General features: G+C 72.8%; 22 protein-coding genes and 1 tRNA gene. 4 read left to right on the forward strand and 19 right to left on the reverse strand.

Going from position 1 to position 26,178, the window contains the following annotated elements; genetic code table 11:
* Window positions 1-27 precede the first annotated feature (27 nt).
* The 5 genes from ACSBPG_RS14705 to ACSBPG_RS14725 all read right to left on the reverse strand — a co-directional run bounded on the left by ACSBPG_RS14705 (window position 28) and on the right by ACSBPG_RS14725 (window position 3,754).
* The gene (locus ACSBPG_RS14705) at window positions 28-468 is read right to left on the reverse strand and encodes a DUF3775 domain-containing protein (protein ID WP_435537929.1); all 441 of its coding nucleotides are present in this window, start codon (window positions 466-468) and stop codon (window positions 28-30) included.
* Window positions 469-506: 38 nt separating this feature from the next.
* Window positions 507-1,013 carry a BCAM0308 family protein gene (locus ACSBPG_RS14710; protein ID WP_435537930.1) on the reverse strand — a complete coding sequence of 169 codons (507 nt, stop codon included), beginning with the start codon at window positions 1,011-1,013 and terminating at the stop codon, window positions 507-509.
* Window positions 1,014-1,119: 106 nt separating this feature from the next.
* On the reverse strand, window positions 1,120-1,677 hold the full coding sequence (hpt, locus tag ACSBPG_RS14715) for a hypoxanthine phosphoribosyltransferase (protein ID WP_435537931.1): 558 nt from the start codon (window positions 1,675-1,677) through the stop codon (window positions 1,120-1,122).
* A 105-nt stretch (window positions 1,678-1,782) separates the two neighbouring features.
* Window positions 1,783-2,766 (reverse strand): alpha-ketoacid dehydrogenase subunit beta, encoded by a 984-nt coding sequence (locus ACSBPG_RS14720; RefSeq protein ID WP_435537932.1) that lies wholly within the window; start codon window positions 2,764-2,766, stop codon window positions 1,783-1,785.
* 10 nt (window positions 2,767-2,776) lie between these two features.
* Window positions 2,777-3,754, reverse strand: coding sequence for a thiamine pyrophosphate-dependent dehydrogenase E1 component subunit alpha (locus tag ACSBPG_RS14725; RefSeq protein ID WP_435537933.1), 978 nt, complete (start codon window positions 3,752-3,754; stop codon window positions 2,777-2,779).
* A 224-nt stretch (window positions 3,755-3,978) separates the two neighbouring features.
* On the opposite strand from ACSBPG_RS14725, the gene selA reads away from it, so the two are divergent.
* From selA to ACSBPG_RS14745, 4 genes are all read left to right on the forward strand, one after another.
* Entirely contained in the window at window positions 3,979-5,385 is a 1,407-nt protein-coding gene (gene selA / locus ACSBPG_RS14730) for an L-seryl-tRNA(Sec) selenium transferase (protein ID WP_435537934.1), read from the forward strand.
* Window positions 5,382-7,307 carry a selenocysteine-specific translation elongation factor gene (selB, locus tag ACSBPG_RS14735; protein ID WP_435537935.1) on the forward strand — a complete coding sequence of 642 codons (1,926 nt, stop codon included), beginning with the start codon at window positions 5,382-5,384 and terminating at the stop codon, window positions 7,305-7,307. Before selA ends, selB begins: the two co-directional genes overlap by 4 nt.
* 173 nt (window positions 7,308-7,480) lie before the next feature.
* Window positions 7,481-7,573, forward strand: a tRNA-Sec gene (locus tag ACSBPG_RS14740).
* A gap of 122 nt (window positions 7,574-7,695) precedes the next feature.
* On the forward strand, window positions 7,696-7,992 hold the full coding sequence (locus ACSBPG_RS14745) for a HigA family addiction module antitoxin (RefSeq protein WP_435537936.1): 297 nt from the start codon (window positions 7,696-7,698) through the stop codon (window positions 7,990-7,992).
* A 16-nt stretch (window positions 7,993-8,008) separates the two neighbouring features.
* On the opposite strand, the gene ACSBPG_RS14750 is transcribed toward ACSBPG_RS14745, so the two are convergent.
* The 14 genes from ACSBPG_RS14750 to argE all read right to left on the reverse strand — a co-directional run bounded on the left by ACSBPG_RS14750 (window position 8,009) and on the right by argE (window position 26,178).
* Window positions 8,009-8,326, reverse strand: coding sequence for a hypothetical protein (locus ACSBPG_RS14750; RefSeq protein ID WP_435537937.1), 318 nt, complete (start codon window positions 8,324-8,326; stop codon window positions 8,009-8,011).
* 4 nt (window positions 8,327-8,330) lie between these two features.
* Window positions 8,331-9,218, reverse strand: a complete 888-nt coding sequence (gene nrfD / locus ACSBPG_RS14755; RefSeq protein WP_435537938.1) for an NrfD/PsrC family molybdoenzyme membrane anchor subunit — start codon at window positions 9,216-9,218, stop codon at window positions 8,331-8,333.
* Entirely contained in the window at window positions 9,215-10,129 is a 915-nt protein-coding gene (locus ACSBPG_RS14760; protein ID WP_435537939.1) for a 4Fe-4S dicluster domain-containing protein, read from the reverse strand. The genes nrfD and ACSBPG_RS14760 overlap by 4 nt, the downstream gene beginning before the upstream one ends.
* A gap of 217 nt (window positions 10,130-10,346) precedes the next feature.
* On the reverse strand, window positions 10,347-13,496 hold the full coding sequence (gene fdh, locus ACSBPG_RS14765) for a formate dehydrogenase (RefSeq protein ID WP_435537940.1): 3,150 nt from the start codon (window positions 13,494-13,496) through the stop codon (window positions 10,347-10,349).
* The gene (locus ACSBPG_RS14770; RefSeq protein WP_435537941.1) at window positions 13,493-13,723 is read right to left on the reverse strand and encodes a hypothetical protein; all 231 of its coding nucleotides are present in this window, start codon (window positions 13,721-13,723) and stop codon (window positions 13,493-13,495) included. The genes fdh and ACSBPG_RS14770 overlap by 4 nt, the downstream gene beginning before the upstream one ends.
* Window positions 13,724-13,883: 160 nt before the next feature.
* Window positions 13,884-16,010 carry a selenide, water dikinase SelD gene (gene selD / locus ACSBPG_RS14775; RefSeq protein WP_435537942.1) on the reverse strand — a complete coding sequence of 709 codons (2,127 nt, stop codon included), beginning with the start codon at window positions 16,008-16,010 and terminating at the stop codon, window positions 13,884-13,886.
* Between the two features lie 168 nt (window positions 16,011-16,178).
* Window positions 16,179-16,799, reverse strand: coding sequence for a YdeI/OmpD-associated family protein (locus ACSBPG_RS14780; protein WP_435537943.1), 621 nt, complete (start codon window positions 16,797-16,799; stop codon window positions 16,179-16,181).
* Window positions 16,800-16,822: 23 nt separating this feature from the next.
* Window positions 16,823-18,241, reverse strand: coding sequence for a dipeptidase (locus ACSBPG_RS14785; protein WP_435537944.1), 1,419 nt, complete (start codon window positions 18,239-18,241; stop codon window positions 16,823-16,825).
* A gap of 11 nt (window positions 18,242-18,252) precedes the next feature.
* On the reverse strand, window positions 18,253-19,437 hold the full coding sequence (locus ACSBPG_RS14790) for an amidohydrolase family protein (protein WP_435537945.1): 1,185 nt from the start codon (window positions 19,435-19,437) through the stop codon (window positions 18,253-18,255).
* 141 nt (window positions 19,438-19,578) lie between these two features.
* The gene (locus tag ACSBPG_RS14795; RefSeq protein ID WP_435537946.1) at window positions 19,579-21,312 is read right to left on the reverse strand and encodes a dipeptide ABC transporter ATP-binding protein; all 1,734 of its coding nucleotides are present in this window, start codon (window positions 21,310-21,312) and stop codon (window positions 19,579-19,581) included.
* A 10-nt stretch (window positions 21,313-21,322) separates the two neighbouring features.
* Window positions 21,323-22,252, reverse strand: a complete 930-nt coding sequence (locus ACSBPG_RS14800) for an ABC transporter permease (RefSeq protein WP_435537947.1) — start codon at window positions 22,250-22,252, stop codon at window positions 21,323-21,325.
* 13 nt (window positions 22,253-22,265) lie between these two features.
* Entirely contained in the window at window positions 22,266-23,243 is a 978-nt protein-coding gene (locus tag ACSBPG_RS14805) for an ABC transporter permease (protein WP_435537948.1), read from the reverse strand.
* 115 nt (window positions 23,244-23,358) lie between these two features.
* Entirely contained in the window at window positions 23,359-24,966 is a 1,608-nt protein-coding gene (locus ACSBPG_RS14810) for an ABC transporter substrate-binding protein (RefSeq protein ID WP_435537949.1), read from the reverse strand.
* A gap of 57 nt (window positions 24,967-25,023) precedes the next feature.
* The gene (argE, locus tag ACSBPG_RS14815) at window positions 25,024-26,178 is read right to left on the reverse strand and encodes an acetylornithine deacetylase (RefSeq protein ID WP_435537950.1); all 1,155 of its coding nucleotides are present in this window, start codon (window positions 26,176-26,178) and stop codon (window positions 25,024-25,026) included.

Here is a 26,178-nt window from a genome sequence, read left to right on the forward strand (position 1 = left end):
CTCTCCCTTGGGGTGAAAGGTCGGTCGTCAGATGCGATCGAACGCGTTGTCGGCCGAGGACAGGCCGAGCTGCTCCATCCCCTCCTCCAGGCAGTCGCCCAGGTTGGGGATGCCGACGAGATACTCGGCGGAGCGGTCGTTGTGGCGCTCGCGCGCCAGCTCGACCGCCTCGGGCCAGTCTTCGCGCGTGAAGTCGCCGCGGCCGAGCCAGGCCAGGGCGATCACCTCGACGGTCTCGTCGTCGTCGAGGGTCTGCAGAACCCCCATCAGCTCCGCCAGCGTCGGGTCTTCCTCCGCCGACGGGTCCTCGAAGTCGTCGTCGGGCGGCTCCGTGCCATCGAGGTCGTCGGACGCCACGCCGGCGTCGTACGCCTTCGCCTTGCTGATGATGTAGCACAGTCGCTTGAGCCCGATGTTCAACTCGGGCGGGTCGAGGACCAGGATGTCCGAAACCAGCGTCTGCGTCATGGCGTGCCTCCCGCGTCGGGGGCCTGCGGTCGCGTGCCTCAGGCGTCGCAGCGCCAGTGCACGATGACCAAGTATTGACCGTCCGCGGGGCGGATGTCCAGAGCCCCGTGGTGGGTCTCGTCGAGCGCCTTGCCGAGGCGCGCCGGCATGTGGATGTCCGTGGTGGTGACGACCAGGGCGCCGTTGCGCTCCTCGATGTCCATGATGCGGCGCATCGGGTGCTCCTGGCGCTCCAGCCCTTCGTTGTGGCGCAGGGTGAAGAGGATCTCGTCCTTGTGGGCCTCGACGTAGCGGCCGGAGAGGACCAGCGTGCCGGCCGGCGCGTGGTCGGCGGCGCGGCGGCAGGCGGGGCAGACGCCCTGGGTGGCGTCGATGTAGAGGAGGCCCCAGCGCCAGCGCCCCTCCAGGAACAGGGCGCCGCATTCGGTGCAGCGCATGGGGTCGTCGGGCGACGCGCGCAGGGCGTAGGGATCGTGCGTCTTCTGGCGGGTCGGGCGGTGGCCGTGCGGTTCCTCGGAAACGCCGTGCAGGGGTGTGGCCGTCATGGTCACCTCCTGTCGGTAACGGGGACGATTCTGCTCTCATGCAAAGTTTACGCTTGGCCGCCGCGGAAGGGCATGCGGCATCGCGCCTCTCCCCCGAACGGCAGGGTCAGGCTTCGACCTGCCCGACGAAGGGCAGATGGCGGTAGCGCTCCGCCCAGTCGATGCCGTAGCCGACGACGAAGACGTCCTCGACGGTGAAACCGACGAAGTCGACCGGCACCGGCACGACGCGCCGGCTCGGCTTGTCGAGCAGGGCGCAGATCCGCACCTCCGCCGCCCCGGCGTCGAGCAGCAGCCGGCGCACGGCGTCGAGGGTGCGGCCGCTGTCGGCGATGTCGTCGACCAGCAGCACCGGCCGCCCCGCCAGGTCCTCGGGCAGCGGCCCCAGCACCCGCACCGTGCCGGAGCTCTCGGTGCCGATGCCGTAGCTGGAGATGCGCAGGAAGTCGACCCGCGGCGCCGCCCCGGCGCGGCCGAGGGCGCGCACGAGGTCGGCGGCGAAGACGAAGCTGCCCTTGAGCAGCGCCACCATGGCGAGATCGCCGGGCATGACGCCGGCGATCTCGGCGGCCAGCTCGTCCAGGCGCCGGGCGATCGCCGCCTCCTCGATCAGCGGCACGACGGTGCCCCGGGTCGGCGTCGGGTCGGTGGCGGCGGTGGTCATCAGGGCCTCGGCGGCAGGGGAAAGCGCCTGTCTTGCCGAAGAGGCGACGGGTTTGTCAACGCGGGCGCCCGGATCGGTCCTCTTCCCACAGCGGGAGAGGGAGGATCACGCCGGTGCCAGGACGCTTTCGCCGGGATGCACCAGCCCGCCGGCCGCCGCGACGATGTCGCCCACCTGGGGCGCGAAGGCCTGCTCCAGCGGGAAGCTGGCGGGGGCCGGGGCGTCCGGACCGGTCAGCCGCAGCACCGGGGCGCGGAGCTGGCCGAAGGCCTTCTCCGCCACCAGGGCGGCCACCTCGGCGCCGACGCCGCACATGCGGCTCGCCTCGTGCACCACGACCACCCGGCCGGTCTTGCGGGCCGAACGCAGGATCGCCTCCTCGTCGAGCGGCTTCAGCGTGCGCAGGTCGATCACCTCGGCCGCGATCCCCTGCCCGGCGAGTTCGTCGGCGGCGCGCAGGCAGGTGTCGACGGTCTTGGCGTAGCTCACCAGCGTGACGTCGCCGCCCTCGCGCCGCACCGCCGCCCGGCCCAGCGGCACCACGACGTCGCCGTCGGGCACGTCGCCGGCGGTGTAGCCCAGCGCGATGTCGGTGAAGAACAGCACCGGGTTCTCGTCGCGGATGGCCGCCTTGAGCAGCCCCTTGGCGTCGGCCGCCGTCGACGGCATGACGACCTTCAGGCCGGGGCTGTGGACGAACCAGGCCTCGACGTTGTGGTTGTGCTGCGCCCCCACGGCCCAGCCGCCGCCGGTCATGGCGAGCACCACCATGGGGAAGGCGAACTGGCCGCCCGAGATGTAGCGCAGCTTGCCGGCGCTGTTGACGATCTCGTCCATGGCGTAGCACAGGAAGGGCGCGAACAGCAGGTCGACCACCGGCCGCAGGCCGGTCGCCGCGGCACCCGCCGCCGTGCCGGCGATGATCCCCTCGGCCAGCGGCGTGTTGCGCACGCGCGCGGCGCCGAACGCGGCGACCAGCTCCGCCCGCTTGGTCGCCACCCCCTCGCCGAGCATGAGGACCCGCTCGTCCCGGCGCATCTCCTCGGCCAGCGCCGCGGCGATGGCATCGTTGACGGTCATCGTCTGCATGGTCGGCTCCTCAGGCGTAGACGTCGGTGGTGAGGTCCCGGAGCTCCGGGTAGGGGCTGGCGTCGGCGAAGGCGAGCGCCTCCTCGACGGTGCGGCGCACCGCGGCTTCCAGGTCCGCCAGCGCGGCGGCCGAGAGGACACCCTCCTCGAGCAGGCGCCCCTTCGCCGTGGCGACGGGGTCGCGCGCCCGCCAGCGGGCCAGCTCGTCGGCGTCGACGTAGGCCTGGTCGTCGGGCTCGAAGTGGCCGCGCAGGCGGTAGGTCCGCAGCTCCAGCAGGAAGGGCTTGCGGGTCCGCCGGATCGCCGCCACCGCCTGCGCCGCGGCGTCGTGCACCGCGGCGACGTCGTTGCCGTCGACCGTGGCCCAGGCCATCCCGTAGGCGGCCGCCTGCGGCGCCACGCTGTCGGCCAAGGTCGTCTCGCGCCGGTGCACGAAGGCCTGCCACTGGTTGTTCTCGCAGACGTAGAGGATCGGCAGGCTCCACACGGCGGCGAGGTTCAGGGATTCGTGGAAGCGGCCTTCGCAGGCCGCACCGTCGCCGAAGAAGCAGGCGACGATGCCCTCACCGCCCAGCATGGAGCGCGACAGGGCGACGCCGGTCACCAGCGACAGCTCGCCGCCGACGATGGTCGAGGTCAGCATCACGCCGAGGTCCTTGACCGAGATGTGCAGCGACCCGCTCTTGCCGCCGCAGTAGCCGTCCCGCTTGCCCATCACCTCGGCGAGCATCCGGCCGGGATCGGCGCCGCGCGCCAGGAGATGCCCGGCGCTGCGGTGGTTGGTGAGGATCAGGTCGTCGGCGGTCAGGGCGGACACCACGCCGACGGCGGCGGCCTCCTGGCCGACGGCGGTGCAGGTCCCCGCCGCGCGCTGCTCGGCCTGGAGGCGCACCGTCGTCTCCTCGTAGGCGCGGATCAGCATCATCTGGCGCAGCGCCTCGACCGGGTCGGTGCCGGCGGCGCGGGGGACGGTGGCGGGGACGTCCATGGGGACCGGTTCCTCGTCTGTGATGGGGTCTGTGAAGGGCGGCCGGACTGTAGGTCCGGGCGGATCGGCGCGCTTGCTAACTCTTCCCTCACGCAATCCTAAAACAATCGTAAGCAGAGCAATCGGCGCCGGGGAAGGCCGTGACGCGCCGCAAGACGGCCCCGCGACACCCCGGAGGGGGTATGGCCGCGGTCCGGACGGTCCCCCATACTGCCGTCATGTCCATGGTCCACACGCCACCGCCGCGCGAGGCACCCGCCGACGCCTTCCGCCGCCTGCCGCAGGTGCAGCGCCTCCTGGAGACCGCCGACGCCGGCGCCCTGGTCGCCGCGCACGGGCATCGCGCCGTCGCCGCCGCCCTGCGGGCCGAGCTGGAGGACGCCCGCGCCGCCATCCGCGCCGGCGCCGGCGCCCCCGCCCCCGCCGCCCTCCTCGCCGCGGCGCGAGCGCGGCTGGCCGCGTCCCGCCGCCCCGCCCTGCGCCCCGCCATCAACGCCACCGGCGTGGTGCTGCACACCAACCTGGGCCGCGCCCCCCTGGCGGCCGAGGCGGTGGAGGCCGTCGCCGCGGTGGCCGGCGGCTACGCCAACCTGGAGCTGGACCTGGAAACCGGCAGGCGCGGCGGCCGCGCCGACGCCGTGGCCGCCCTGCTGTGCGAGCTGACGGGGGCGGAGGCGGCGCTGGCGGTGAACAACAACGCCGCCGCCGTGCTGCTCGCCCTGTCGGCGCTGGCGGCCGGCGGCGAGGCGGTGGTCTCGCGCGGCGAACTGGTGGAGATCGGCGGCTCCTTCCGCATCCCCGACGTGGTGCGCCAGGGCGGCGCCCGGCTGGTGGAGGTGGGGGCGACCAACAAGACCCGCCTGTCCGACTACGAGGCCGCCATCGGCCCCGACACCCGGGTGCTGCTGAAGGTGCACCAGAGCAACTTCCGCATCGTCGGCTTCACCGCGGCCCCGGCGACGGCGGAGCTCGCCACCCTCGCCCGCCGCCGCGGCCTGGCGCTGGTGGAGGACCTGGGCAGCGGCACCCTGGTGGACCTCACCGCCTACGGCCTGCCGTACGAGCCGACGGTGGGCGACGCGGTGGCCGCCGGGGTCGACCTCGTCACCTTCAGCGGCGACAAGCTGCTGGGCGGGCCGCAGGCCGGGCTGGTGGTGGGCCGGGGCGATCTCGTGGCGCGGCTGAAGGCGCACCCGCTGATGCGGGCGCTGCGTCTGGACAAGCTGGGCCTCGCCGCACTGGAGGCCACCCTGCGCCTCTACCGCGAGCCCGAGCGCCTGGCCGCAAGGCTGCCGGTGCTGACCATGCTGGGCGCGACGCCGCAGGCGCTGGAGGATCGGGCGGCGCGTCTGGCCGGGCTGCTCAATGGGATCGACGGGCTGGCGGTGGAGCCCGGCGAGGCCGAGGCGGCGGCCGGCGGCGGCGCCCTGCCCGGCGTGGCGATCCCGACCCGCACCCTCGCCCTGCGCGCGGCGGCCTTGAGCGCCGGGGCGCTGGCGGCGCGGCTGCGCGCCGGACGGCCGGCGGTGGTGGGGCGCCTCTCCGGCGACCGGCTGCTGCTCGACCTGCGCACGGTCGCCGAGGCGGAGCTGCCGGCCCTGGCGGCGGCGGTGCGGGAGGCGGTGGCGTGAGGACGGTTGTGGCGGGCGTGCTCGGCCACATCGACCACGGCAAGACCGCGCTCGTCCGGGCGCTGACCGGCACCGACACCGACCGGCTGCGGGAGGAGAAGGCGCGCGGCATCTCCATCGCGCTGGGCTTCGCCCGGCTGGCCTTGCCGGACGGCGAGATCGACCTGGTGGACATGCCCGGCCACGAGCGCTTCGTGCGCACCATGGTGTCGGGGGCGACGGCGCTGGAGGCCGCCCTGCTGGTGGTCGACGCCGGCGAGGGCGTGCGGCCGCAGACGGTGGAGCACCTGGCGATCGCCTCCCTGATCGGCGTGCGCCGTGCGGTGGTCGCCGTCGCCCGCTGCGACCTCGCCCCGCCGGAGCGGGCGGCGGCCGCGGCCGAAGCGGCGCAGGAGCTCTGCGCCCGCCTCGGGTTCGCCGCCGCGCCCGCTGTCACCGTCTCGGCCGTCACCGGCCAGGGCCTGGCGGAGCTGACGGAGCGCTTGGCCGCTCTGCTGCGCGACCCGGCGGAGCGGCCCGACCATGGCTTCGCCTGGCTGCCGGTCGACCGCGTCTTCGCCGTCGCCGGCTTCGGCACGGTGGTGACCGGAACGCTGCGCCGCGGCCGTCTCGCCGTCGGCGACGCGGTGGAGCTGCTGCCCGGCGGCCGGCCGGCCCGGGTGCGCAGCCTGCAGATCCACGGGCGGGCGGTGGCGGCCACCGGCCCCGGCCGCCGCACCGCCGTCGCCCTGCGCGGGGTCGAGCGCGCCGACGTCACGCCGGGCATGGCGCTCGCCACCCCCGGCGCGCTGGCGCCGGCGGACTGGCTGGACGTCGCCGTGCGGGTGCCGCCCGGCGCCGCGCGCCCGCTGGAGACCGGCGCCGCGGTGCGCCTGCTGTTCGGCACGACGGAGGCCGAGGCGCGGGTCCGCCTGCTCGACCGCGAGAAGCTGAAGCCGGGGGCGGAGGCGGTGGCGCAACTGCGCTGCACCACCCCTGTGTGGCTGCCGGCGGGGGAACCGTTCGTCCTGCGCGCCGGCTCCCCGCCCGCCACCCTGGCCGGCGGCCGCATCCTTGCCGCCGCGGCGGGGCGCCGGCGGCGCAACGACCCGGACACGCTGGCCCTGCTGCGGGCGCTCTCTGCCGCCGCGCCGGCCGAGGCCGCGGCCCTGCACCTGCGGGCGGCCGGTGCGGCGGGGATGCGGCCGGACGCGCTGGCCCGCGCCGTCGGCCTCGCCCCCGGTGCCCTGGCCGTGGCGGAGGCCGAGGCGCTGCCCGACGGCACGCTGCTGCACCGCGAGGCGCTGCCGGCCCTGGCGGAGCGCCTGCTGGCCCTGGTGGCCGAGCACCAGCGCCAGGCCCCCACCGACCCCGGCCTGCCCCTCGAGCGCCTGCGCGCCCTGCCCGGCGTGCCGTCCGCGGTGGCCGAGGCGGTGGCGGCCCGCCTCGCCGCCGCCGGCCGGCTGGTGCGCGAGGGGACGGCGCTGCGCCTGCCGCGGCCCGAGGCCGAGCGCCTGCTGTCCGACACAGACCGCGCCCTGCTCGCCGCCCTGGAGACGACCTTCCGCCGCGCCGGCCTGACGCCGCCCGACCCGGCCGCAGCGGCGGACGGCAGCCGGCGCCGGGCGCAGGCGCTGCGCCACCTGGTCCGCCGCGGCACCCTGGTGCGCACCGTCGACCGGGTGCAGAAGCGCGAGATCCTCTTCCACCGCGAGGCGCTGGCCCGCGCCCGGCGCATCCTGACGCACCATCTGGCCGACCGCCGCACCGGCTTCCCGGTCGGCGAGGCCGGCCGCCTGCTCGGCATCTCCCGCAAATACTGCGTGCCCCTGCTGGAGCACCTGGACGCGACCGGCTTCACCCGCCGCGACGGCGACCGCCGCATCCTCGCCGAACCGGGCACCCCGAAGGAACCGGCGGCCGGCGACGGCGGGGTGTGCTAAGCAGACACCCGTCCTCCCTCTCCCGCCCCGGGAGAGGGAAGGGGCCCACGCGGAGCGTGGGAAGGGTGAGGGCCCGGCGCGGAGAAGCAACGCATCCTTGGACACCTCACCCGGCCGCTGCGCGGCCACCCTCTCCCGGGGCGGGAGAGGGTCACGGCCACGCGCGGCACGTCGGAGGCGACAAGGGTCTGGTGGCCCTCCTGGTCTTCAAAACCAGCGGATCGCCAACAGCGATCGGTGGGTTCGATTCCCATCCGCCTCCGCCACTCACAGCGGAACGAGACCGTCCAAGTCTGCGCCAATACCGCATACGTATTATGTCGAAGCCGGTTGCTGAGCGGGACTATCATGATGCTCTCCTTCGCGAATCAGAACTCCAGTGAACCCCATGCGAACCACGGATCCCATCCACCCCGGCGTCACTCTACTGGAGGACTTCATGGAGCCGCACGGGCTGTCCGCCAACCGGTTGGCGACCCGGCTCGGCGTCCCGCAGAATCGGATCAGCGACATCGTCCGCGGCCGGCGCGGAATCTCCGCCGACACGGCGCTGCGCCTGGAGAAAGCGTTCGGCGTCTCCGCCCAGTTCTGGCTGAACCTGCAACAACAGTACGATCTGATTCAGGCCTACATGACGGCCGGGGACCAGATCGAGAAGATCGAGCGCTTGGGCGAAGCGGCGTAGCGCGATCGCACGCTCGTCATCGCCCCTCTCCCAACAGCCCCGCCAGGCACGCCCGCGCCTTCTCCAGCCGCTCGTGCCGCACCCCCACCATCGGGAAGGTGCCGGACTGAAGCACGCTCAGCACCGCGTTGACCTGGTGCAGGTCCTCGGCCAGGCCGGCGGACTCGTCGCCGGCGCGGCGGCGGGCGATCAGGTAGTCGCGCATGGTGACGAGGCAGCGCAGGCCTTCCATCAGAGAATCATGAAGGCGGTCCGGCTTCTCCGACAGCACGCGATCAAGCTGGCGGAGGGCGCTGCGGCAGTGGGCGTGTTCGGGGGAGTCCTGGGGCAGCATGGCGTCACCGGCGGGGCGGCAGGCGGGCGGGTTCGGGCGGGCGGGTCAGGCGGAAATAGTCGCCGGGGCGGTCGGCGGAGCGGTTGCCGCCCTGGATGACGGCGTGGCGCAGCAGGGCGCCGCCGGCCAGCGCCGCCAGCGAACCGATCACCGACAGGGTCCGGGAGCGGTGGCCCGACAGGCGGTTCACGGCGTGGCAGGCGAGCGGCACCGCCACCCCCAGCGCCAGGGCGCCGGCGACGCCGGGCGTCCGGTGCCCGGGACCGGCGGCGGCCGTGGCGGCGATCTCGCCGGCGGCGGCGACCGCGGTGATCGTGTCGAGGGTGGCCGCCGTGTCCGGCCGGCCGGCGACGTGCTCGGCGAGCGACAGGGCGGCGGCGGCGCCGGCCACCGAGGAGCAGGCGAACTGCACGGCCAAGGGCTTCGGCGCCTCGGCCCACAGGGGCGTGCTGGTGGAGGCCAGCAGGCTGGCGGTGTAGGTCGCCATGCCCGCCCCCAGCACGGCGGCCGGGAGCTGGGCGGCGGTGGCGGCGCGGCCGGGCAGCACGGCGGTCAGCGCGCTGAAGGCGCCGAAGCCGGTGAGGATGTAGGAGCCGACCGACATGGGCGAGGTCGGACGGGCGATGCGCAGCATGTTGTACCAGCGCTGCGGCGTCTTCAGGTCGGCCACCAGGAAGGGCGGGCCGGCGACGGCACCGGCCAGCGCCAGCCAGCGGCCGTGCCGCACCACGCCGCGGGTCCCGGCGCCGCCGGCCAGGTTCGCGGCGGCCGAGAGCACCTGCGCCGCCCCGGCGACGCCGCCGATCTCCACATAGGCCGCGATTTTCCAGTCGAACGGGCTGGCCTTGACGACCGGGCGGCCGTAGTAGCCGATGGCGGCCTCGTCCCTCATCGCCGGCCTCCCGCGCCGTTGCCGAACAGGGCGGCAGCGGCCAGGGTCAGGCCGGCCATGGCGGCGAGGCCGGCGGCCAGGCCGGGGGCGAAGCGGCGGGCCGGCCGCGTCGGGTGTTCGGGCAGGTTGTAGACCTCCGGCCGGTCGGTCAGCAGGAAGAAGGCGTTCAGCCGCTCGATCCCGCCGGTGGCGCCCGGCGTGCCCGGAGCGCCGTAGAGATAGGCGTCGTCGCGGCCGAGGTCCCGCAGCTCGGCGACGCGGGCGTGGGCGCGCTCGGTGAGGTCCTCGATCTCGCCGAACTGGATGCTGTCGGTCGGGCAGGACTTGGCGCAGGCCGGCTCCAGCCCGCCCTTCAGCCGGTCGTAGCAGAGCGTGCACTTGTGCGCCTTGCCGTCGGCGGTGCTGAGGTCGACCACGCCGAAGGGACAGGCCGGCACGCAGTAGCCGCAGCCGTTGCAGATGTCCTGCTGCACCACGACGGTGTCGAACTCGGTGCGGAACAGGGCGCCGGTGGGACAGGCCTCCAGGCAGGGGGCGGGATTGCAGTGCTTGCAGACGTCGCTCATCATCAGCCAGTTCGACTGGAAGGGCGGCATCGCGGTGACGCGCTCGCCGCCGGGGCGGTCGGCGACCTTCTCGACGAACAGCACGTGGCGCCAGGTGTCGGCCGACAGGTCGACCGTGTTGTCGTAGCTCATGCCGGTCAGCCCGTCGCTGTCGGCCGGCAGCGCGTTCCACTCCTTGCACGCCACCTCGCAGGCCTTGCAGCCGATGCAGAGCGTGGTGTCGGTGAAGAAGCCGTAGCGCCGCCCGGGCCGCACCGTGGCGCCGGCGGTCAGCTCCGCCTCGTCCGGGATCGGGCCGGGCAGGAAGGAGGAGGCGTGGTCGAGGGCGCGGGCTGGGACGGTCATGGGGCTGCGTTCTCCTTGTCCCTCCCCCGGCCCAGCCGGGGGAGGGAGGGACCCGCGGAGCGGGAGGGTGGGGGCAAGGTGCCGCGGGATGGGCCGGCGCGCCGGCCTCGCCGCGAGGGGACGGCAGGTTCCGCGCGAAACCTCGCCCCCACCCGGCGCCAGCGGCGCCACCCTCCCCCGCCGGAGGCGGGGGAGGGTCTTTCCGGCCTCGTCCCCCTCATCGCCGCAACCTTCCCTTCCTCAACGCGCAGGTCAGCGCCTTGTTCTCGTGCATGCTGGTGTTGGGGTCGCCGACGCAGGCGGTCAGCACGTTGGCGATGTCGCCGGTGGCGTAGCCCTGCCAGCCGAAGTGCCAGGGCATGCCGATCTGGTAGACGAGGCGTCCGTCGATCCGGAAGGGGCGGAGGCGGTCGGTCACCAGGGCGCGGGTCTCGATGGCGCCGCGGGCGGTCTCCAGCACCACCCAGTCGCGGGTGGCGATGCCGAGCTCGGCCGCCAGCTCCGGCGGGATCTCGGCGAAGCCCTCGGGCTGCAGCTCCGCCGTGTGGGGGACGGAGCGCGTGGGCGTGCCGCCGGAATGGTGCTCGGTCAGGCGGTAGGTGGTCAGCGCGTGGGGATGGGTGGGGTCGCCCGGGTCGTGCAGCTCGTTGCTCTCGTGCTCCCAGCGCTTGGCGGTGGGGTTGCCCTGCTGGCGGTAGAGCGGGTTGTGGACCGGCGATTCCAGCGGTTCGTAATGGGTGGGAAGCGGCCCGTCCTTGAGGCCGGAGGGCACGAAGAGCGAGGCGCGGCCGTCGGCGATCATGATGAAGGGGTCGGTGCCGGACAGCGCGTCCATGCCCTGCGGGTCCTTGGACCAGTCCGGCCGGTAGTCCGGCGCCTTCTTCTTGGAGAAGTCGGGGGCGTCGTGGCCGGTCCACTTGCCCTTGCCGGCGTCCCACCACACCAGCTTCTTGCGCTCCGACCAGGGCTTGCCGTCGGGGTCGGCGGAGGCGCGGTTGACCAGCGTGCGGCGGTTGGACGGCCAGGCGAAGGCCCAGCCGAGGTGCGTGCCGGGGCCGTCCGGCCCGTCGGCGCGGCGGTCGCGCGTCTTGTTGTGGTCGTCGGCCGGGAAGGCGCCGGTGTAGATCCAGCAGCCGCAGGCGGTGGAGCCGTCGTCCTTCAGCTCCTTGAAGTCGGCGATCTGGTCGCGCCCGGGCCAGGTGTAGCCGTTGATCTCCTTCAGCACCGCCTCGGCGTCGGGGTCCCGGTTCGGCCCGTGCTCGGGATAGTCCCAGGTCAGGTAGCGGACCGCCAGGTCCTTGGGGTCGGTGCTGCTGGCGTAGAGCGCCTTGACCCGGCGGGCGAGGTGGTGGACGAACCACAGCTCCGACCGGCTGTCGCCCGGCCCCTCCACCACCTTGTCGTGCCACTGCAGCAGACGGTGGGTGTTGGTGAAGGTGCCCGCCTTCTCGCCGGCCAGCGAGCCCGGCATCAGGAACACCTCCGTCCCGACCTCATCGGGGTTCAGGTCCTCGTGCTGCCAGAAGGTGGCGGTCTCGGTCTCCGCCACGTCGCGCACCACCATCCACTCCAGCTTCGCCAGCCCGCGCCGCACCATGCCGGCGTTGGAGGACCCGACGGCCGGGTTCTGTCCCATGACGAACAGGCCCTTGATGAGGCCGTCGCGCACCGCCAAGGTCAGCGGCAGCTGCGAATGGTCGCCGACGATCTTGGGCAGCCAGTCGTAGCCCCAGTCGTTGTCCTTGGTCGCCCTGTCGCCGTACCAGGCCTTCAGCAGGCTGACCGCGTATTTGGGGAAGTTGCTCCACCAGCCCGTCGGCGTCTGCTCGACCTCCAGATACGCCTTGAGGGTGTCGTGCGGCTTGTAGGCGTGGGGCTGCGGCAGGTAGCCCGGCAGCATGTTGTAGAGGGTCGGGATGTCGGTGGAGCCCTGGATGCTGGTGTGGCCGCGCAGGGCCAGGATGCCGCCGCCCGGCCGCCCGACGTTGCCGAGCAGCGCCTGGATGATCGCCGCGGCGCGGATGATCTGCACGCCCGTGGAGTGGTGGGTCCAGCCCACGGCGTAGCAGATGGCCCCGGTGCGCTCGCGCCCCGAATTGCGGACCAGCGTCTCGCAGACCTTGAGGAAGGCGTCCTGCGGGCAGCCGGTGACCCGCTCCACCATCTCCGGCGTGTAGCGGGCGTAGTGGCGGCGCATGATCTGGTAGACGCAGTTCGGGTGCTGCAGCGACGGGTCGTGCGGCACGTCGCGCTGGGTCAGGCGCTTGGTCTGGTCGTTGAAGGATTCGGTGGTGTTGACGTAGTGCTCGGCGAGCGACGTCGGCACCGTCATCCCCTCGTACTGCCAGCTGTCGTAGGTGTAGCGCTTGCCCTCCTCGTCCCAGCCGGAGAACAGGCCGTCGAGCTGCTCCGGGTCCTGGTAGCGCGGGTCGATGATGGTGGCGATGTTGGTGTAGTGGAGCGCGTACTCCTTGAACCAGGCGTCGGTCTCCAGGATGTGGCGGATCACCCCGCCGAGGAAGGCGATGTCGGTCCCGGCGCGCACCGGCGCGTAGAGGTCGGCCAGCGCCGAGGTGCGGGTGAAGCGCGGGTCGGCGTGCATCACCGTCGCCCCCTTCTGCTTCGCCTGCATGACGAAGCGGAAGGCGATCGGGTGGTTCTCGGCCATGTTGGACCCCATGATGAGGACGCTGTCCGCGTTCACGAGGTCCCATTGGGGCAGCGTCGCCGCGCCCCTTCCGTAGGTGGCACCCAGACTGGGCACCGAGCTGGAGTGTCAGACCCTGGCCTGGTTCTCGATCCACACCATGCCGAGGCCGGCCGAGAAGAACTTCTTGATGAGGTAGTTCTCCTCGTTGTCCAGGGTCGCCCCGCCGAGCGAGGCCATGGCCAGCGTGTGGTTGACCGTGGCGCCGCCGGGCAGGGCGCGCACGAAGGTCTCGTCGCGGGTGCGCTTGACCAGGCGGGCGATGCGGTCCATCGCCCACTCCAGCGGCCGCACCTCCCAGCGGTCGGAGCGCGGCGCCCGGTAGAGCACGGTCTGCAGCCGCTTCGGGCTGGTGATCAGGCCGAAGGTCGTGGCGCCCTTGGGACAGAGCGTCCCCTGGTTGATCGGGCTGCGCGGGTCGCCCTCGACGTGGATCAGCCGGCCCCCCTTGGCGTAGAAGAGCTGGGCGCAGCCGACGGCGCAGTAGGGACAGATGCTGGTGCCGATCCTGTCCGCCTCTTCCAGCCGCGGGCGCAGCGCGCGCGACAGTCCGCTCTCGGCGGCCTTGCCGTGGTGCGATTGGCCGGCGAGCTGGCGGGGGACCGACCACTCCCGCAGGAAGCCGCGGGCGCGGTCGGCGATGGTGCGGCGGCGGGTCATCGGCTCCTCCCCAGGGGCGTCACATGGTGGGCGACGGCGGCCCCCAGGGTCCCCAGATCCTCGTAGCGGACGGCCACCCGGGCCTGGGCATGCTGCAGGGCCGGCAGGTCCTGCGGCTCCAGGTCGGCGCCGTGCGACAGCACGAACAGCCGCGACGGACCACCGTCCGTCGCCAGCCGGAAACGCCCTTCCTGGACGAGCACGATGGTGCCGGTGGCCGTCTGCATGCCCGGGTCAACGGGAGGACGAGCGGAGTGGTTCCGTCGCCGGGCCGAGAGCGTGGCGGCAGCGGACCCCCACCCAACCCTCCCCCACTGCGCGGGGGAGGGCCCAGTTCCTCCCCCCGCGAAGTGGGGGGAGGTCAGGAGGGGGGGCCGACGCGGCGGCTCACCCGATCGCCGCCCGCGCCCCCTCCCCCGCCCGCACCGTCACCGTGCCGATCACCGCGGCGTCGGCGCAGCCGAGCGCGCGCAGCGCCGCGACGCAAGCGTCGGCGCGGTCGGCCGGCAGGCCGGCCAGCAGGCCGCCGGCGGTCTGCGGGTCGAACAGCAGCGCCGCGCGGGGGCCGTCGGCGTCCAGGCGGCGGCCGGCCGCGTTGGCGGGATGCAGGGTGCTGAGCCAGCCGGCGGCCAGCGTGTCGAGGGCGCCGGGCAGCGCCGGCACCGCGTCGAGGTCCAGGACGGCGTCGGTGCCGGAGGCCTCCAGCATCTCCATCAGGTGGCCGTGGAGGCCGAAGCCGGTCACGTCGGTGGCGGCGGTGGCGCTGTGGGCCAGCAGGCAGGCGGCCGCCGGGCCGGCCGGCTGTTGCATCGCCGCCAGCGCCGCGGCGACGGCGCGGGCCCGCACGCCGCCGCGCATGGCCGCCGCCAGCAGGGTGCCGGTGCCCAGCGCCTTGGTCAGCACCAGCCGGTCGCCGGGCCGCAGGCCGCCCTTGCGCAGCAGGCGCGCCGGGTCGGCGACACCGGTCACCGCGAAGCCCAGCGCCGTCTCCGCGGCCTCGGCGCTGTGGCCGCCGACCAGGCGGGCGCCGGCCGCCTCCAGCACCGCCCGGGCGCCGGCCAGCATGTGGAACAGGTCCTCCTCGACGAGCTCCGGCGCGTGCGGCGGCACCCCGGCGATGGCGAGCGCCACCAGCGGCTCCGCCCCCATGGCGTGGATGTCGCCCAGCGCATGGGTGGCGGCGATCCGGCCGAAGACGTAGGGATCGTCGACGAAGGCGCGGAAATGGTCGACCGTCTGCACCAGGACGCGACCGTCGCCCGGCGGCTCGATCACCGCGGCGTCGTCGCGCTGGTCGATGCCGCCGAGGCGTTCCAGGACGCGCCCCAGCGCCGCCGCCGGCACCTTGGCGGCACAGCCGCCGCAGCGCATCTCCGCCGTCGCCATGGAGGCGGGCGGCATCTCCGGCAGGTCCTGGAAGGCGCGCATGAAGCGGCGGTCGATGCGGTCCTTCCACCACCACACCCAGCGTCCCTCGGCGCACAGGCGCCCGCGCGAAGCGACGGCGGAGCGGTCGCCGGTGGCGATCAGGCCGAGGAACCGGGTCTGCGGCACGAACGGGCGCAGGGGCCGCCCCCGCAAGGCGCGGCGCAGGTTCTCCGCCAGCGGCGGGCCGTGGCGGACGGCGAAGACGCCGGCCTTGTCGCGGGGGTGCCCGTCCATGGAGGCGACGTCGCCGGCGGCGAACACCCGCTCCTCGCCGACCGCGCGCAGGGTGGTGTCGACCCGCACGAAGCCGTCGGCGTCCAGCGCCAGCCCGGTGTCCGCCAGCCAGGGGGCGGCGCCGGCCTGGGTGGTCCACAGCACCCGGTCGGCGGCGAGCCGCCGGCCGTCGGCCAGCCGCAGCGCCCCCGCCTCCACCGCCACCACGGCGGCATCCGTGTGCAAGGCGACGCCGCGCGCCGCCAGGACCCGGCAGAGCGCCGCGCGGACACGGCCGTTGTGGCGCTCCAGCAGGCCGCCGCGGGTGACCAGGGCGAGGCGCACCCGCGGCCCCAGCCGGTGGCCGATCGCCAGCGCCAGCTCCACCCCGGCCGCCCCGCCGCCGACCACCGCCACCGTCAGCGGGCGCGACGCCGCCTCCGCCTCGGCCACCAGCGCCTGCCAGCGCGCCGCCAGCCGGTCGACCGGCTTGACCGGCACGGCGTGCTCGGCCGCCCCCGGCACCTCGTCGGCCCTGGGGGTGGAGCCGATGTCGAGGGACAGCAGGTCGTAGCGGACCGGCGGCCGGCCGCGGCACAGCACGCGGCCGGCGGCGCGGTCCAGCCCCACCGCCTCGTCGTGGATCAGCCGGGCGCCGGCGAAGCGGGCGAGGCGCAGCAGGTCGATGTGGATGTCGTCGTGCCGGTAGTGGCCGGCGACGTAGCCCGGCAGCATGCCGGAATAGGGCGTCTCGACGTCGCGGGCGATCAGGGTCAGCCGCACGCCCGGTTCCGGCGTCATGCCGAAGCGCTTGAGCACCTGGACGTGGGCGTGCCCGCCGCCGACCAGGACGAGGTCTCTGTCGGCCACCATGACGACCTACCTTGGGGACCGGGAGACGGCACCCGTCTGTGCGCCGTGGCCGGACTCTCCTCTCCCCGTCTGCGAGAGGCCGGCCTCGGCCAGCACGGCGCCGAGGGGATGGGAGGCGGTCATCGAAGGGCCTTTCACGGCGAATCGTGGCGTGGTCGAACGCTCAGGTCACCGCTCTGTCGCACCTTTCCCCGACAGGATGTTGCCGCGGAACCTGGCGATGCGGGCGACGCGTGTTGCGGACTGCTTCGCCGAGGCGAGATTGATCACGTAGCTTCTCTGCCGGCCCGGCGTCAGGCTGTGGAACGCCTCCGCCAGTTCGGGATCGGCATCCAAGGCCTCGACCAGCTCGTCCGGCAGGTCGATCGCGCGCTCCTCCTTCGGCGGCTTGACCCCGGCCTCCGCATAGCCCATCGCTTCGTTCAGATAGGACCGGATGACTGGCGCCATCTCCGCCACCTGCGTGCTGTCTGTGAAGCGGATCGTGCCGGGATGCCGCGTGTTCGGCCCCTGCTTCTCGAGAACGCCTTCGGGGTCTTTCAACAACGCGGCGTCAAAGAAACTGAGGCGGAAGTCGCCGCGAAAGGCGCCGAGGATCGCGATGTTCCTGCCGGCCTTCATGTAGCAGGGATGCCCCCATTTCACCGTCTCCACGAGCCCGGAGTCGCGGCATAGGCTGCGGAGATCGTCGAGACCGCGCGACCACAGCCGCGCCGAACAGTCGGGCGTGGCAAAGCGCTCGCAACGTCCGCATCCCTTGGAAAAGAAGTCGTCGACGTCGGTGATCACGAGTGTCCCCCTGCGGCTGGCGCCTACCCCTCCAGCGCCGCGAAGCGCGCCAGCATGGCGGCGTGGGCGCGGATGCCGTTGTGCAGGCACTTCAGCTCGAACTTCTCGTTGGGCGAATGGATGCGGTCGTCGTCCAGGCCGAAGCCCACGAGGATGGTGTCGTAGCCCAGCACGTCCCGCACATAGCCGGCCACCGGGATCGAGCCGCCGCTGCCCAGCAGCACCGCCTTGTTCTCGTAGACGTCGCCGAGCCCGGCCATGGCCGCGCGCAGGTAGGTCGAATCCGCCGGCACCCGGAAGGCCGGGGACTGGCCGAAGGTGCGGATCTCCCAGCGGCCGTCGGGCGGCGTCCGCTCCTCCAGGAAGGTGCGGATGCCGGCGAGGATCTTCGCCGGGTCCTGGTCGCCGACGAGGCGGCAGGAGAACTTGGCGGTGGCCTTGGCGGCGATCACCGTCTTGGCGCCCTCGCCGGTGTAGCCGCCCCAGATGCCGTTGATGTCGCAGGTCGGCCGCGACCACAGCCGCTCGGGCAGCGAACGCCCGGCCTCGCCGGCCGGCGCGCTGAGGCCGACGCCGTTGAGGAAGGCCGCCTCGTCGAAGCCGAGCTCCCGCCACATCGCCAGCTCCTCGGCCGAGGGCTCGCCGACGTCGTCGTAGAAGCCGGGGAACCGCACCCGCCCCTGGTCGTCGTGGATCTGCCCGAGGATGCGGGTCAACGCGTTGATCGGGTTGAGCACGGCGCCGCCGAACAGGCCGGAATGCAGGTCGTGGCTCGGCCCGTGCAGGGTCGCCTCGACGTAGAGCAGGCCGCGCAGCCGGGTGGTGATGGCCGGCGTCTCGATGTCCCAGGAGTTGGTGTCGGTGATGACGCAGACGTCGGCCTTCAGCTCCGCGGCGTTCGCCTTCAGGAACGGCACGAGGCTGGGGCTGCCGGTCTCCTCCTCGCCCTCGAGGAGCACGCTGACCCGCACCGGCAGGGTGCCGTGGACCGCGTGCCAGGCGCGGAAGGCCTCCAGGAAGGTCATCACCTGGCCCTTGTCGTCCACCGCGCCGCGGGCGACGAGGCGGCGGCCGTGCTGCGCCTCGACGATGGCCGGCTCGAAGGGCGGGCTGTTCCACAGCTCCAGCGGCTCGGCCGGCTGCACGTCGTAGTGGCCGTAGTAGAGGAGGTGCGGGCCGCCGGCCGTGCCGGGGCCGGGATGGTGGGCGACCACCATGGGGTGCCCCGCGGTGTCGCGCACCGAGGCCTCGAAGCCGAGGCCGGCCAGCTCGCCGCGCAGCCACGCGGCGGCGCGGCGCACGTCCGGCGCGTGCTCGGGCTTGGTGGAGACGCTGGGGATGCGCAGCAGGTCGCAGAGGCGGCCGACGGAATCCTCGAACGCGCGGTCGACCTCTGCCAGGACGGGGGCGAGCACGGCGTCGACGGGAAGGGAGGCGGTCATCGAAGGGCCTTTCACAGCAAAGCGTAGGGCGCGCCGTTCTTGTAGACGGCGACATGATTGGCCGGATCGGCGGCGGCGGCAATCTCCTCCATGGGGTTGCCGCGCACCAGCAGCAGGTCGGCGGCGGCGCCGTCGATCAGGACGCCGCGGTCCTCCAGCCCCATGAGCTCGGCGCCGCGTGCCGTGCCGGCGACCAGCGCCTCGGCCGGGCTCATGCCCCACTCCACCATCCAGGCCAGCTCCTGGGCGTTCTCGCCGTGGCGGTTGAAGGGGGTGCCGGCGTCGGTGCCCATGGCGATGGGGCCGCCGGCGCGGTGGTACATGCGGAAGGACTCGCGGTGGTGCTCGGCGACGGCGCGGGCCTTCTCCACGACGTAGGGCGGGATGGCGCCGGAGGCGGCGTTGCCGACGATGTTCTGCACGGCCGACACGGTGGGCACCAGGAACGTGCCGGCGGCCAGCATCTCCTCCAGACAGCGCTCGTCCATGTAGATGCCGTGCTCGATGGAATCGATGCCGGCGCGCACGGCGTTGAGGATGCCCTCGGTGCCCTGGGCGTGGCTGGCGGTCTTGCGGCGGAAGCGCTTGGCCTCGTGCACGCCGGCCTTCATCTCCTCGGCGGTGTAGTGGGCGTCGCGCGGGTCGACGCCGGGGGTCATGACCCCGCCGGTCGCCATGATCTTGACGAGGTCGCAGCCGGCGTGCACCTGCTCGCGCACCGCCTTGACCACCTCGTCGCAGCCGTCGGCGACCCGGGCCAGGGTGTTGCCGTGGCCGCCGGTCATGCAGATCATGCGCCCCGCCGCGCGGATGGTCGGACCGCGGAAGGTGCCCTGCTCCACCGCGTCGCGCACGGCGAACTCCAGGTGGTCCTTGCCGCCGCAGTCGCGCACCGCCGTGACACCGCCGGCCAAGGTCTTCTGGGCGTTGGCCAGCATGGTCAGGACGAGCTGGCCGGTCGACATCTTCTGCATGGTGCCGCGCGGGTCCGGGCTGCCGACGTAGCAGAGATGGACGTGGCAGTCGATCAGGCCGGGCAGCAGGGTGCGGCCCGTGGTGTCGACCACCGGCCCGGCGTAGCCGGCGAACTCCGCCGCCGGCGCCACCCGGGCGATGCGGGCGCCGTCGAGCAGGACGGCGAAGCCGTCGTCGAGGGCCCGGCGGCCGTCGAAGATGCGTCCTCCGCGGAACAGCATGTCTCAGGATCTCCAGTGGATGGTGTGAGAGCGGTCGCGCCGGTCCCCCCTCCTGACCTCCCCCCACTTCGCGGGGGGAGGAAAGAGCCCTCCCCCGCGCAGTGGGGGAGGGTTGGGTGGGGGTCCGCGGCGGCCACCGCCCTAACCCACGTCGCGCGCCTTTTCCGTCAGGCCGCCGAAATGGGGCATCAGGGTCAGCAGCTCGCGGGTGTAGGGATGCTGCGGGCGTTCGAACAGGTCCTCGGTGGCCGCCACCTCGAGAAGCTGTCCGTGGCGCATCACGCCGACCCGGTCGCACATCTGGCGGATCACCGGCAGGTCGTGGCTGATGAACAGCATGGTCAGCCCCAGCTCGTCCTGCAGGTCCTTCAGCAGGTTGAGGATCTGCGCCTGGATCGAGACGTCGAGCGCCGAGGTCGGCTCGTCGCACACCAGGAAGCGCGGCCGGGTGGCGAGCGCGCGGGCGATGCAGATGCGCTGACGCTGGCCGCCGGAGAACTCGTGCGGGAACTTCTCCGCCGCCTTCGCCCCCAGGCCGACATGGTCGAGCAGGTCGCGCACGATGCGCTCCACCTCGGCCCGGCTGCCGGCGAGGCGGTGGAAGCGGATCGGCTCGGCGACGATGTCGAGCACCCGCATGCGCGGGTTCAAGGACGAGTAGGGGTCCTGGAAGATCATCTGGATCTGCCGGCGGAACGGGTTGAGGTCGCGGTCGCGGCGGATCGCCGTCAGGTCGGTGCCGTCGAACAGCACCCGCCCCGCGGCCGGGCGGTAGAGGCCGGTGATCAGGCGCGCCACCGTCGACTTGCCGCTGCCGCTCTCTCCCACCAGGCCGAAGGTCTCGCCCGGCCGGATGGCGAAGTCGACGCCCTTCACCGCGTCGAGGTAGCGGCGGTTGCGCTCCAGCCACGCGTTGTTCATGACGAAGCGGATGCCGAGGTCCTCGACCGCCAGCAGCGGCCCGTCCCCCTTGGCGCCGAAGTCGCGGGCCTTGCCCAGCCAGTGGTCGCGCAGGTCGATGGCCGGCGGGCGGGCGGCGATGCCCTCGATGTAGTCGACGTACGGGAATCGCTCCAGGCGTACGTCCGGGCGCGGCACGGCGCCGATCAGGGCGCGGGTGTACGCGTGGTCGGGGTCGCCGAGGATCTTGGCGGTCGGCCCCTCCTCCACCAGCCGGCCGCGGTACATCACGGCGACCCGGTCGGTGATCTCGGCGATCACCCCCATGTCGTGGGTGATGACGATCATGCCGACCTTGCGCTCCCGGCACAGGCGCTTCAGCAGGTCGAGGATCTGCGCCTGGATCGAGACGTCCAGCGCGGTGGTCGGCTCGTCGGCCACCACCACCTCGGGCTCGGCGCACAGCGCCAGCGCGATGACGACCCGCTGGCGCATGCCGCCGGAGAACTGGTGGGGGTACTGCTTGACCCGCAGCTCCGGCTCGGGGATGCCGACCCGGCGCAGCAGGTCGACGGCGCGCCCCGCCGCCGCCTTGGCGTCGAGGCCGAGGTGCAGGCGGATCGTCTCGACGAGCTGGCTCTCGATGGTCTGCAGCGGATCGAGCGAGGTCAGCGGGTCCTGGAAGATCATGCCGATGCGGCGGCCGCGGATGCGCCGCTTCTCGGCCTCGCTCAGGTCGTCGATGCGCCGGCCGTCGAGGCGGATGGCGCCGGCGCCGATGCGCCCGGGCGGCTCCAGCAGGCCGATCACGGCGTTGCCGATGGTCGACTTGCCGGCCCCGGACTCGCCGACCACACCGAGGATCTCGCCGGGGCGGACCGCCAGGGTGACGCCGTCGACGGCGACGAAGACGCCGCGGCGGCTGGGGAACTCGACCCGCAGGTCGGCGATGTCGAGCAGGGCGGGGGATGGCATCGGCGGCACCTCAGCGTAGCTTCGGGTTGAGGGCGTCGCGCAGCCAGTCGCCCAGAAGGTTGACCGACAGCACCAGGAGGACCAGCACGATGCCGGGGAAGATGGAGATCCACCATTCGCCGGAGAACAGGTAGTCGTTGCCGATGCGGATCAGGGTGCCGAGCGACGGCGTGGTCGGCGGCAGGCCGACGCCGAGGAAGGACAGGGTCGCCTCGGTGATGATGGCGAGCGCCAGGTGGATGGTGGCGATCACCAGCACCGGCCCCATGACGTTGGGCAGGATGTGGCGCCACAGGATGGTGGCCGGACCGATGCCGATGATGCGGGCGGCCTGCACGTACTCCTTGCGGCCCTCGACCATGGCGGCGCCGCGCACGGTGCGGGCGTACTGCACCCAGCCGGAGATGCCGATGGCGAAGACCAGCACGTACAGCGCCATGTCCTCGTGCATGTGGCGCGGCAGCAGGCCGCGCGCCACGCCGTCGATGAGCAGGGCGATGAGGATCGCCGGGAAGGAGAGCTGGACGTCGGCGACGCGCATGATGACGGCGTCGACCCGCCCGCCGACGTAGCCGCTGACCAGCCCCAGCCCGACCCCCAGCACCACCGAGAACACCACCGAGGCGAAGCCCACCAGCAGCGAGATGCGCGAGCCGTAGAGGATCGCCGAGAGCACGTCGCGCCCCTGGTCGTCGGTGCCCAGCGGGAACGCGGCATCGCCGTCCGCCTCCCACACCGGCGGCAGGTTGGCGTTCATGATGTCGAGCGACGCCAGGTCGAAGGGGTTGTGCGGGGCGATCCAGGGGGCCGCCAGCGCCGCCGCCACCAGCACCAGCGCCAGCACCGCCGAGGCGACGGTGACGGGGGACGACTTGAAGCTGTGCCAGAGGTCGCTGTCGGCGACGCCGGCGGCCCAGGCGGTCATGCGCAGGTCGGCCATGGTTCCCTCTCCTTCAGCCGTGCGCCCGGCCGACCCGCAGCCGGGGATCGACCGCGAAGTACAGCAGGTCGACGATCAGGTTGATGACGACGAAGAAGAAGGCGATCAGGCACAGGTACGCCGCCATCACCGGGATGTCGACGGTGTGGATCGCCTGGATGAACAGCAGCCCCATGCCCGGCCACTGGAAGACGCTCTCGGTGATGATGGCGAAGGCGATGATCGAGCCGAGCTGCAGGCCGGTGATGGTGATGACCGGCACCAGCGTGTTCTTCAGGGCGTGGCGGAAGTTGACCAGCCGGTCCGGCAGGCCGCGGGCGCGGGCGAACTTGATGAAGTCGGTGCGCAGCACCTCCAGCATCTCCGAACGCACGAGGCGCATGATGAGCGTCATCTGGAACAGCGCGAGGGTGATCGCCGGCAGGATCAGCGCCTCCAGCCCGGAGCGGGTGAGCAGCCCGGTGGTCCAGCCGCCGAGATCGACCACCTCGCCGCGCCCGAAGGTGGGCAGCCAGCGCAGCCACACGCCGAACACCAGGATCAGCAGGATGCCGATCAGGAAGGTCGGCAGCGACACGCCGACCAGCGACACCGTCATGAAGGTCTTGGCCACCACGCCGTGCCGCTTCAGCGCGGTGTAGACCCCCATGGGCACGCCGAGCGCCAGCGCCATCACCATGGAGACGATGGAGAGCTCCAGGGTCGCCGGCAGCCGCTCGGCCAGCAGCTCGCCGACCGGCCGGCGGTGGCGGTAGGACATGCCGAACTCGCCCTGCGCCGCGTTCACCACGAAGCGGCCGTACTGGACGAGGAACGGGTCGTTGAGGCCGAGCCGCTCCTTCAGCGCCTCGCGCTGCTCCAGGGTGGTGTCCTGGCCGACCATGGCGTTGATGGGATCGCCGACGTAGCGGAACAGCGAGAAGGCGATCAGCGCCACCGCCAGGATGACCAGCACCGACTGCAGCAGACGCTTGAGGATGAAGGTGGGCATGGGGGCGTTCCCGCGTTGGCCCCCCACCCAACCCTCCCCCACTCACGCGGGGGAGGGCTCTTTCCTCCCCCCGCGCGAGTGGGGGGAGGTCAGGAGGGGGGTTCGATGGCCGAACTTACTTCACCACCACCGAGCGCAGGTCGAGCACGTCGTCGGCGCGCTGGACCACCTCGACGCCGTCGCGCACGCCCCAGGACAGGGGCTGGGCGTGCAGCGGCAGGTAGCCGTACTCGTCATGGACGATGGTGAACGCCTCCTTGATCATGGCGTCGCGCTTGGCCTGGTCGGTCTCGGAGCCGACCTTCTGGGTCAGCTCGTCCACCTTCGGGTTGCAATAGCCGCCGAGGTTGAAGAGGCCGGCCTGGGTCTCCTTGTTGCGGCAGGCCGCCAGGTTCAGCAGCGCGTTGTGGGCGTCGATCGAGGACGGGGTCCAGCCCAGCAGGTACATGGAGGTGTCGTAGCCCGCCTGGGCCAGCACCTTGCCGAAATACTTGCCCTTGGTCTGCGCCAGCAGGTCGACCTTGATGCCGACCTTGGCCAGCATGCCGGCCACCGCCTGGCAGACCTTCTCGTCGTTGACGTAGCGGTCGTTGGGGCAGTCGAGGGTGACGGTGAAGCCGTCGGGATAGCCGGCCTCGGCCAGCAGCTTCTTCGACTTCTCGGGGTCCGGCGCGTAGGGCGCGCCGAAGCTCTCGGCGTAGCCGTTGATCGGCGGCGCGATCAGCGAGCCCAGCGGCTGGGCGGCGCCGCGCATGATCTTCTGGTTGATCGCCTTGATGTCGACGGCGCGCACCACCGCCTCGCGCACCCGCGGGTCCTTGAACGGGTTCTTGCCCTTGACGTCGGAGTAGAGCAGCTCGTCGCGGACCTGGTCCATGCCGATGAAGACGGCGCGCGCCTCGGCGCCGGTCAGCGGCCTGACGCCGGGGGCGCTCTCCAGGCGGTCCCAGTCCTGCACCGGCACGGGCTGGATGATGTCCATCTCGCCCGACAGCAGCGCCGCCACCCGGGTGGCCGGCTGCGACACCGGCGTGAAGACCACCTCCTGCACGTTGGTCTTGATGCCCTTGTCCCAGTAGTCGGGGAAGCGCTTCAGCACCGTCTTCACGTCGGGCTGCCGCTCCGCCAGCATGAACGGCCCGGTGCCGTTGGCGTGCATGTTGGCGTGGTTGCCCTGGTTGGAGCCCTTGACGTTGGTGGATTCCGTGGTGTTGTTCGCCTCGGCCCACTCCTTGTCCATCATGTAGAGGAACACCCACTCGCGCGGCAGGATGGGGTTGGGCGACTTGGTGATCACCTCGACCGTGTGGTCGTCGATCTTGTTCACCGCCTCCGCCTTGGCGCCGTACCCCTTCATGTCGGAGCCCTCGGTCAGCGAGCGCTTCCACGAGAAGATCACGTCGTCGGCGGTGAAGGGGTTGCCGTTGTGGAAGGTGACGCCCTTGCGCAGGTGGAAGACCCACTTCGTCGGCTCCGGGTTCTCCCACGACTCGGCGAGCAGCGGCGCCAGCTTCAGGTCCTTGTCGTAGCCGACCAGCGGCTCGTAGATGTTGCCCTGGAAGCCCAGGGTGAAGGTCTCGTTGAGACCGTCCGGGTCCATCGTGGTGGCGTCGCCCTGGTAGGACCAGCGCAGGGTCTGCGCCTGGGCCCCGCCGGCGGCGGCGAGGGCGCCGGCCAGCGCGACGGCGGCGGCGGAGCGGAGAAGAAGCGGCGTGCGCGTCATGTCGTGAGATCCCCTGCTGTTGGTCGTCGGGTTCTTGTCGTTGCGAACCGCCTCCCGTCAGGCCGCGAGGCGCTGGATGAGGCCGCGCAGGAATCGTTCGCACGCGGCGACCTGGGCGGTCTCGATGAACTCGTTGGGCTGATGGGCCTGGTCGATGGAGCCGGGGCCGCACATGACGGTGGAGAAGCCGGCCTCCTGGAACTGCCCGGCCTCGGCGCCGTAGGGCACCACCGCGGTGTCGTTGCGTCCCGTGAGCGCGCGCACCAGCGACGCCGCCTCGCTGTCGGGCTCGGGCGCCAGGCCGGGGGCGCCGGCCAGCACCTCGGTGCGGATGGTGCAGCCCGGCGCCACGCGCCGCATCTCCGGCAGCACCTCGTCACGGCAGAACGTCTCGAAGCGGGCGAGGTAGCGGCTCCAGTCGTCGCCGGTGACGGGACGGATGTCCCACAGGAACTCGGCGTGGCGGGAGATGATGTTGAGCGCCGTGCCGCCGGAGAAGGTGCCGACGTGCAGGGTCGTGTAGGGCGGGTCGAACGGGCTGTCGGGATCGGCGCTGGCCGCGTTCTCCGCCGTCATGTCGGCGATGAAGCGCACCAGCCGGGCCGCCGTCATCACCGCCGAGACGCCGCGGTCGAGCTGGCTCGAATGGGCCTCGTGGCCGGTCACCGTGGTGCGCAGGGCGTAGGTGCCCTTGTGGGCGATCACCGTGCGCATCGAGGTCGGCTCGCCGACGATCACGGCGGCGGGGCGCGGCAGCTCCGCCACCATGCGGCGGATCATGTGCGGGGCGCCGAAGCAGCCGACCTCCTCGTCGTAGGACAGCGCCAGGTGGATCGGCCGCTTCAGCCCGGCGTCGCGCATCTCCGGCAGCAGCGCCAGGGCCACCGCGGGAAAGCTCTTCATGTCGGCGGTGCCGCGGCCGTAGAGCCGCCCGTCGCGCTCGACCACCGCGAAGGGATCCGTGTCCCAGGGCTGGCCGTCCACCGGCACCACGTCGGTGTGGGCCGACAGCACCACCCCGCCCTCGGCCGGCGGGCCGATGGTGGCGAACAGGTTCGCCTTGGTGCCGTCCTCGTTGGGGACGAGCCGGCTGGCGACGCCGAAGCCGTCCAGGTAATCCCGAACCCAGTCGATGAGCGCCAGGTTCGAACGCGACGACACCGTGTCGAACGACACGAGCCGCCCGATCATGTCCTTCGATCGAGGCTCCAC

The organism is Azospirillum sp. ST 5-10 (assembly GCF_051225715.1).
GTDB lineage: Bacteria > Pseudomonadota > Alphaproteobacteria > Azospirillales > Azospirillaceae > Azospirillum.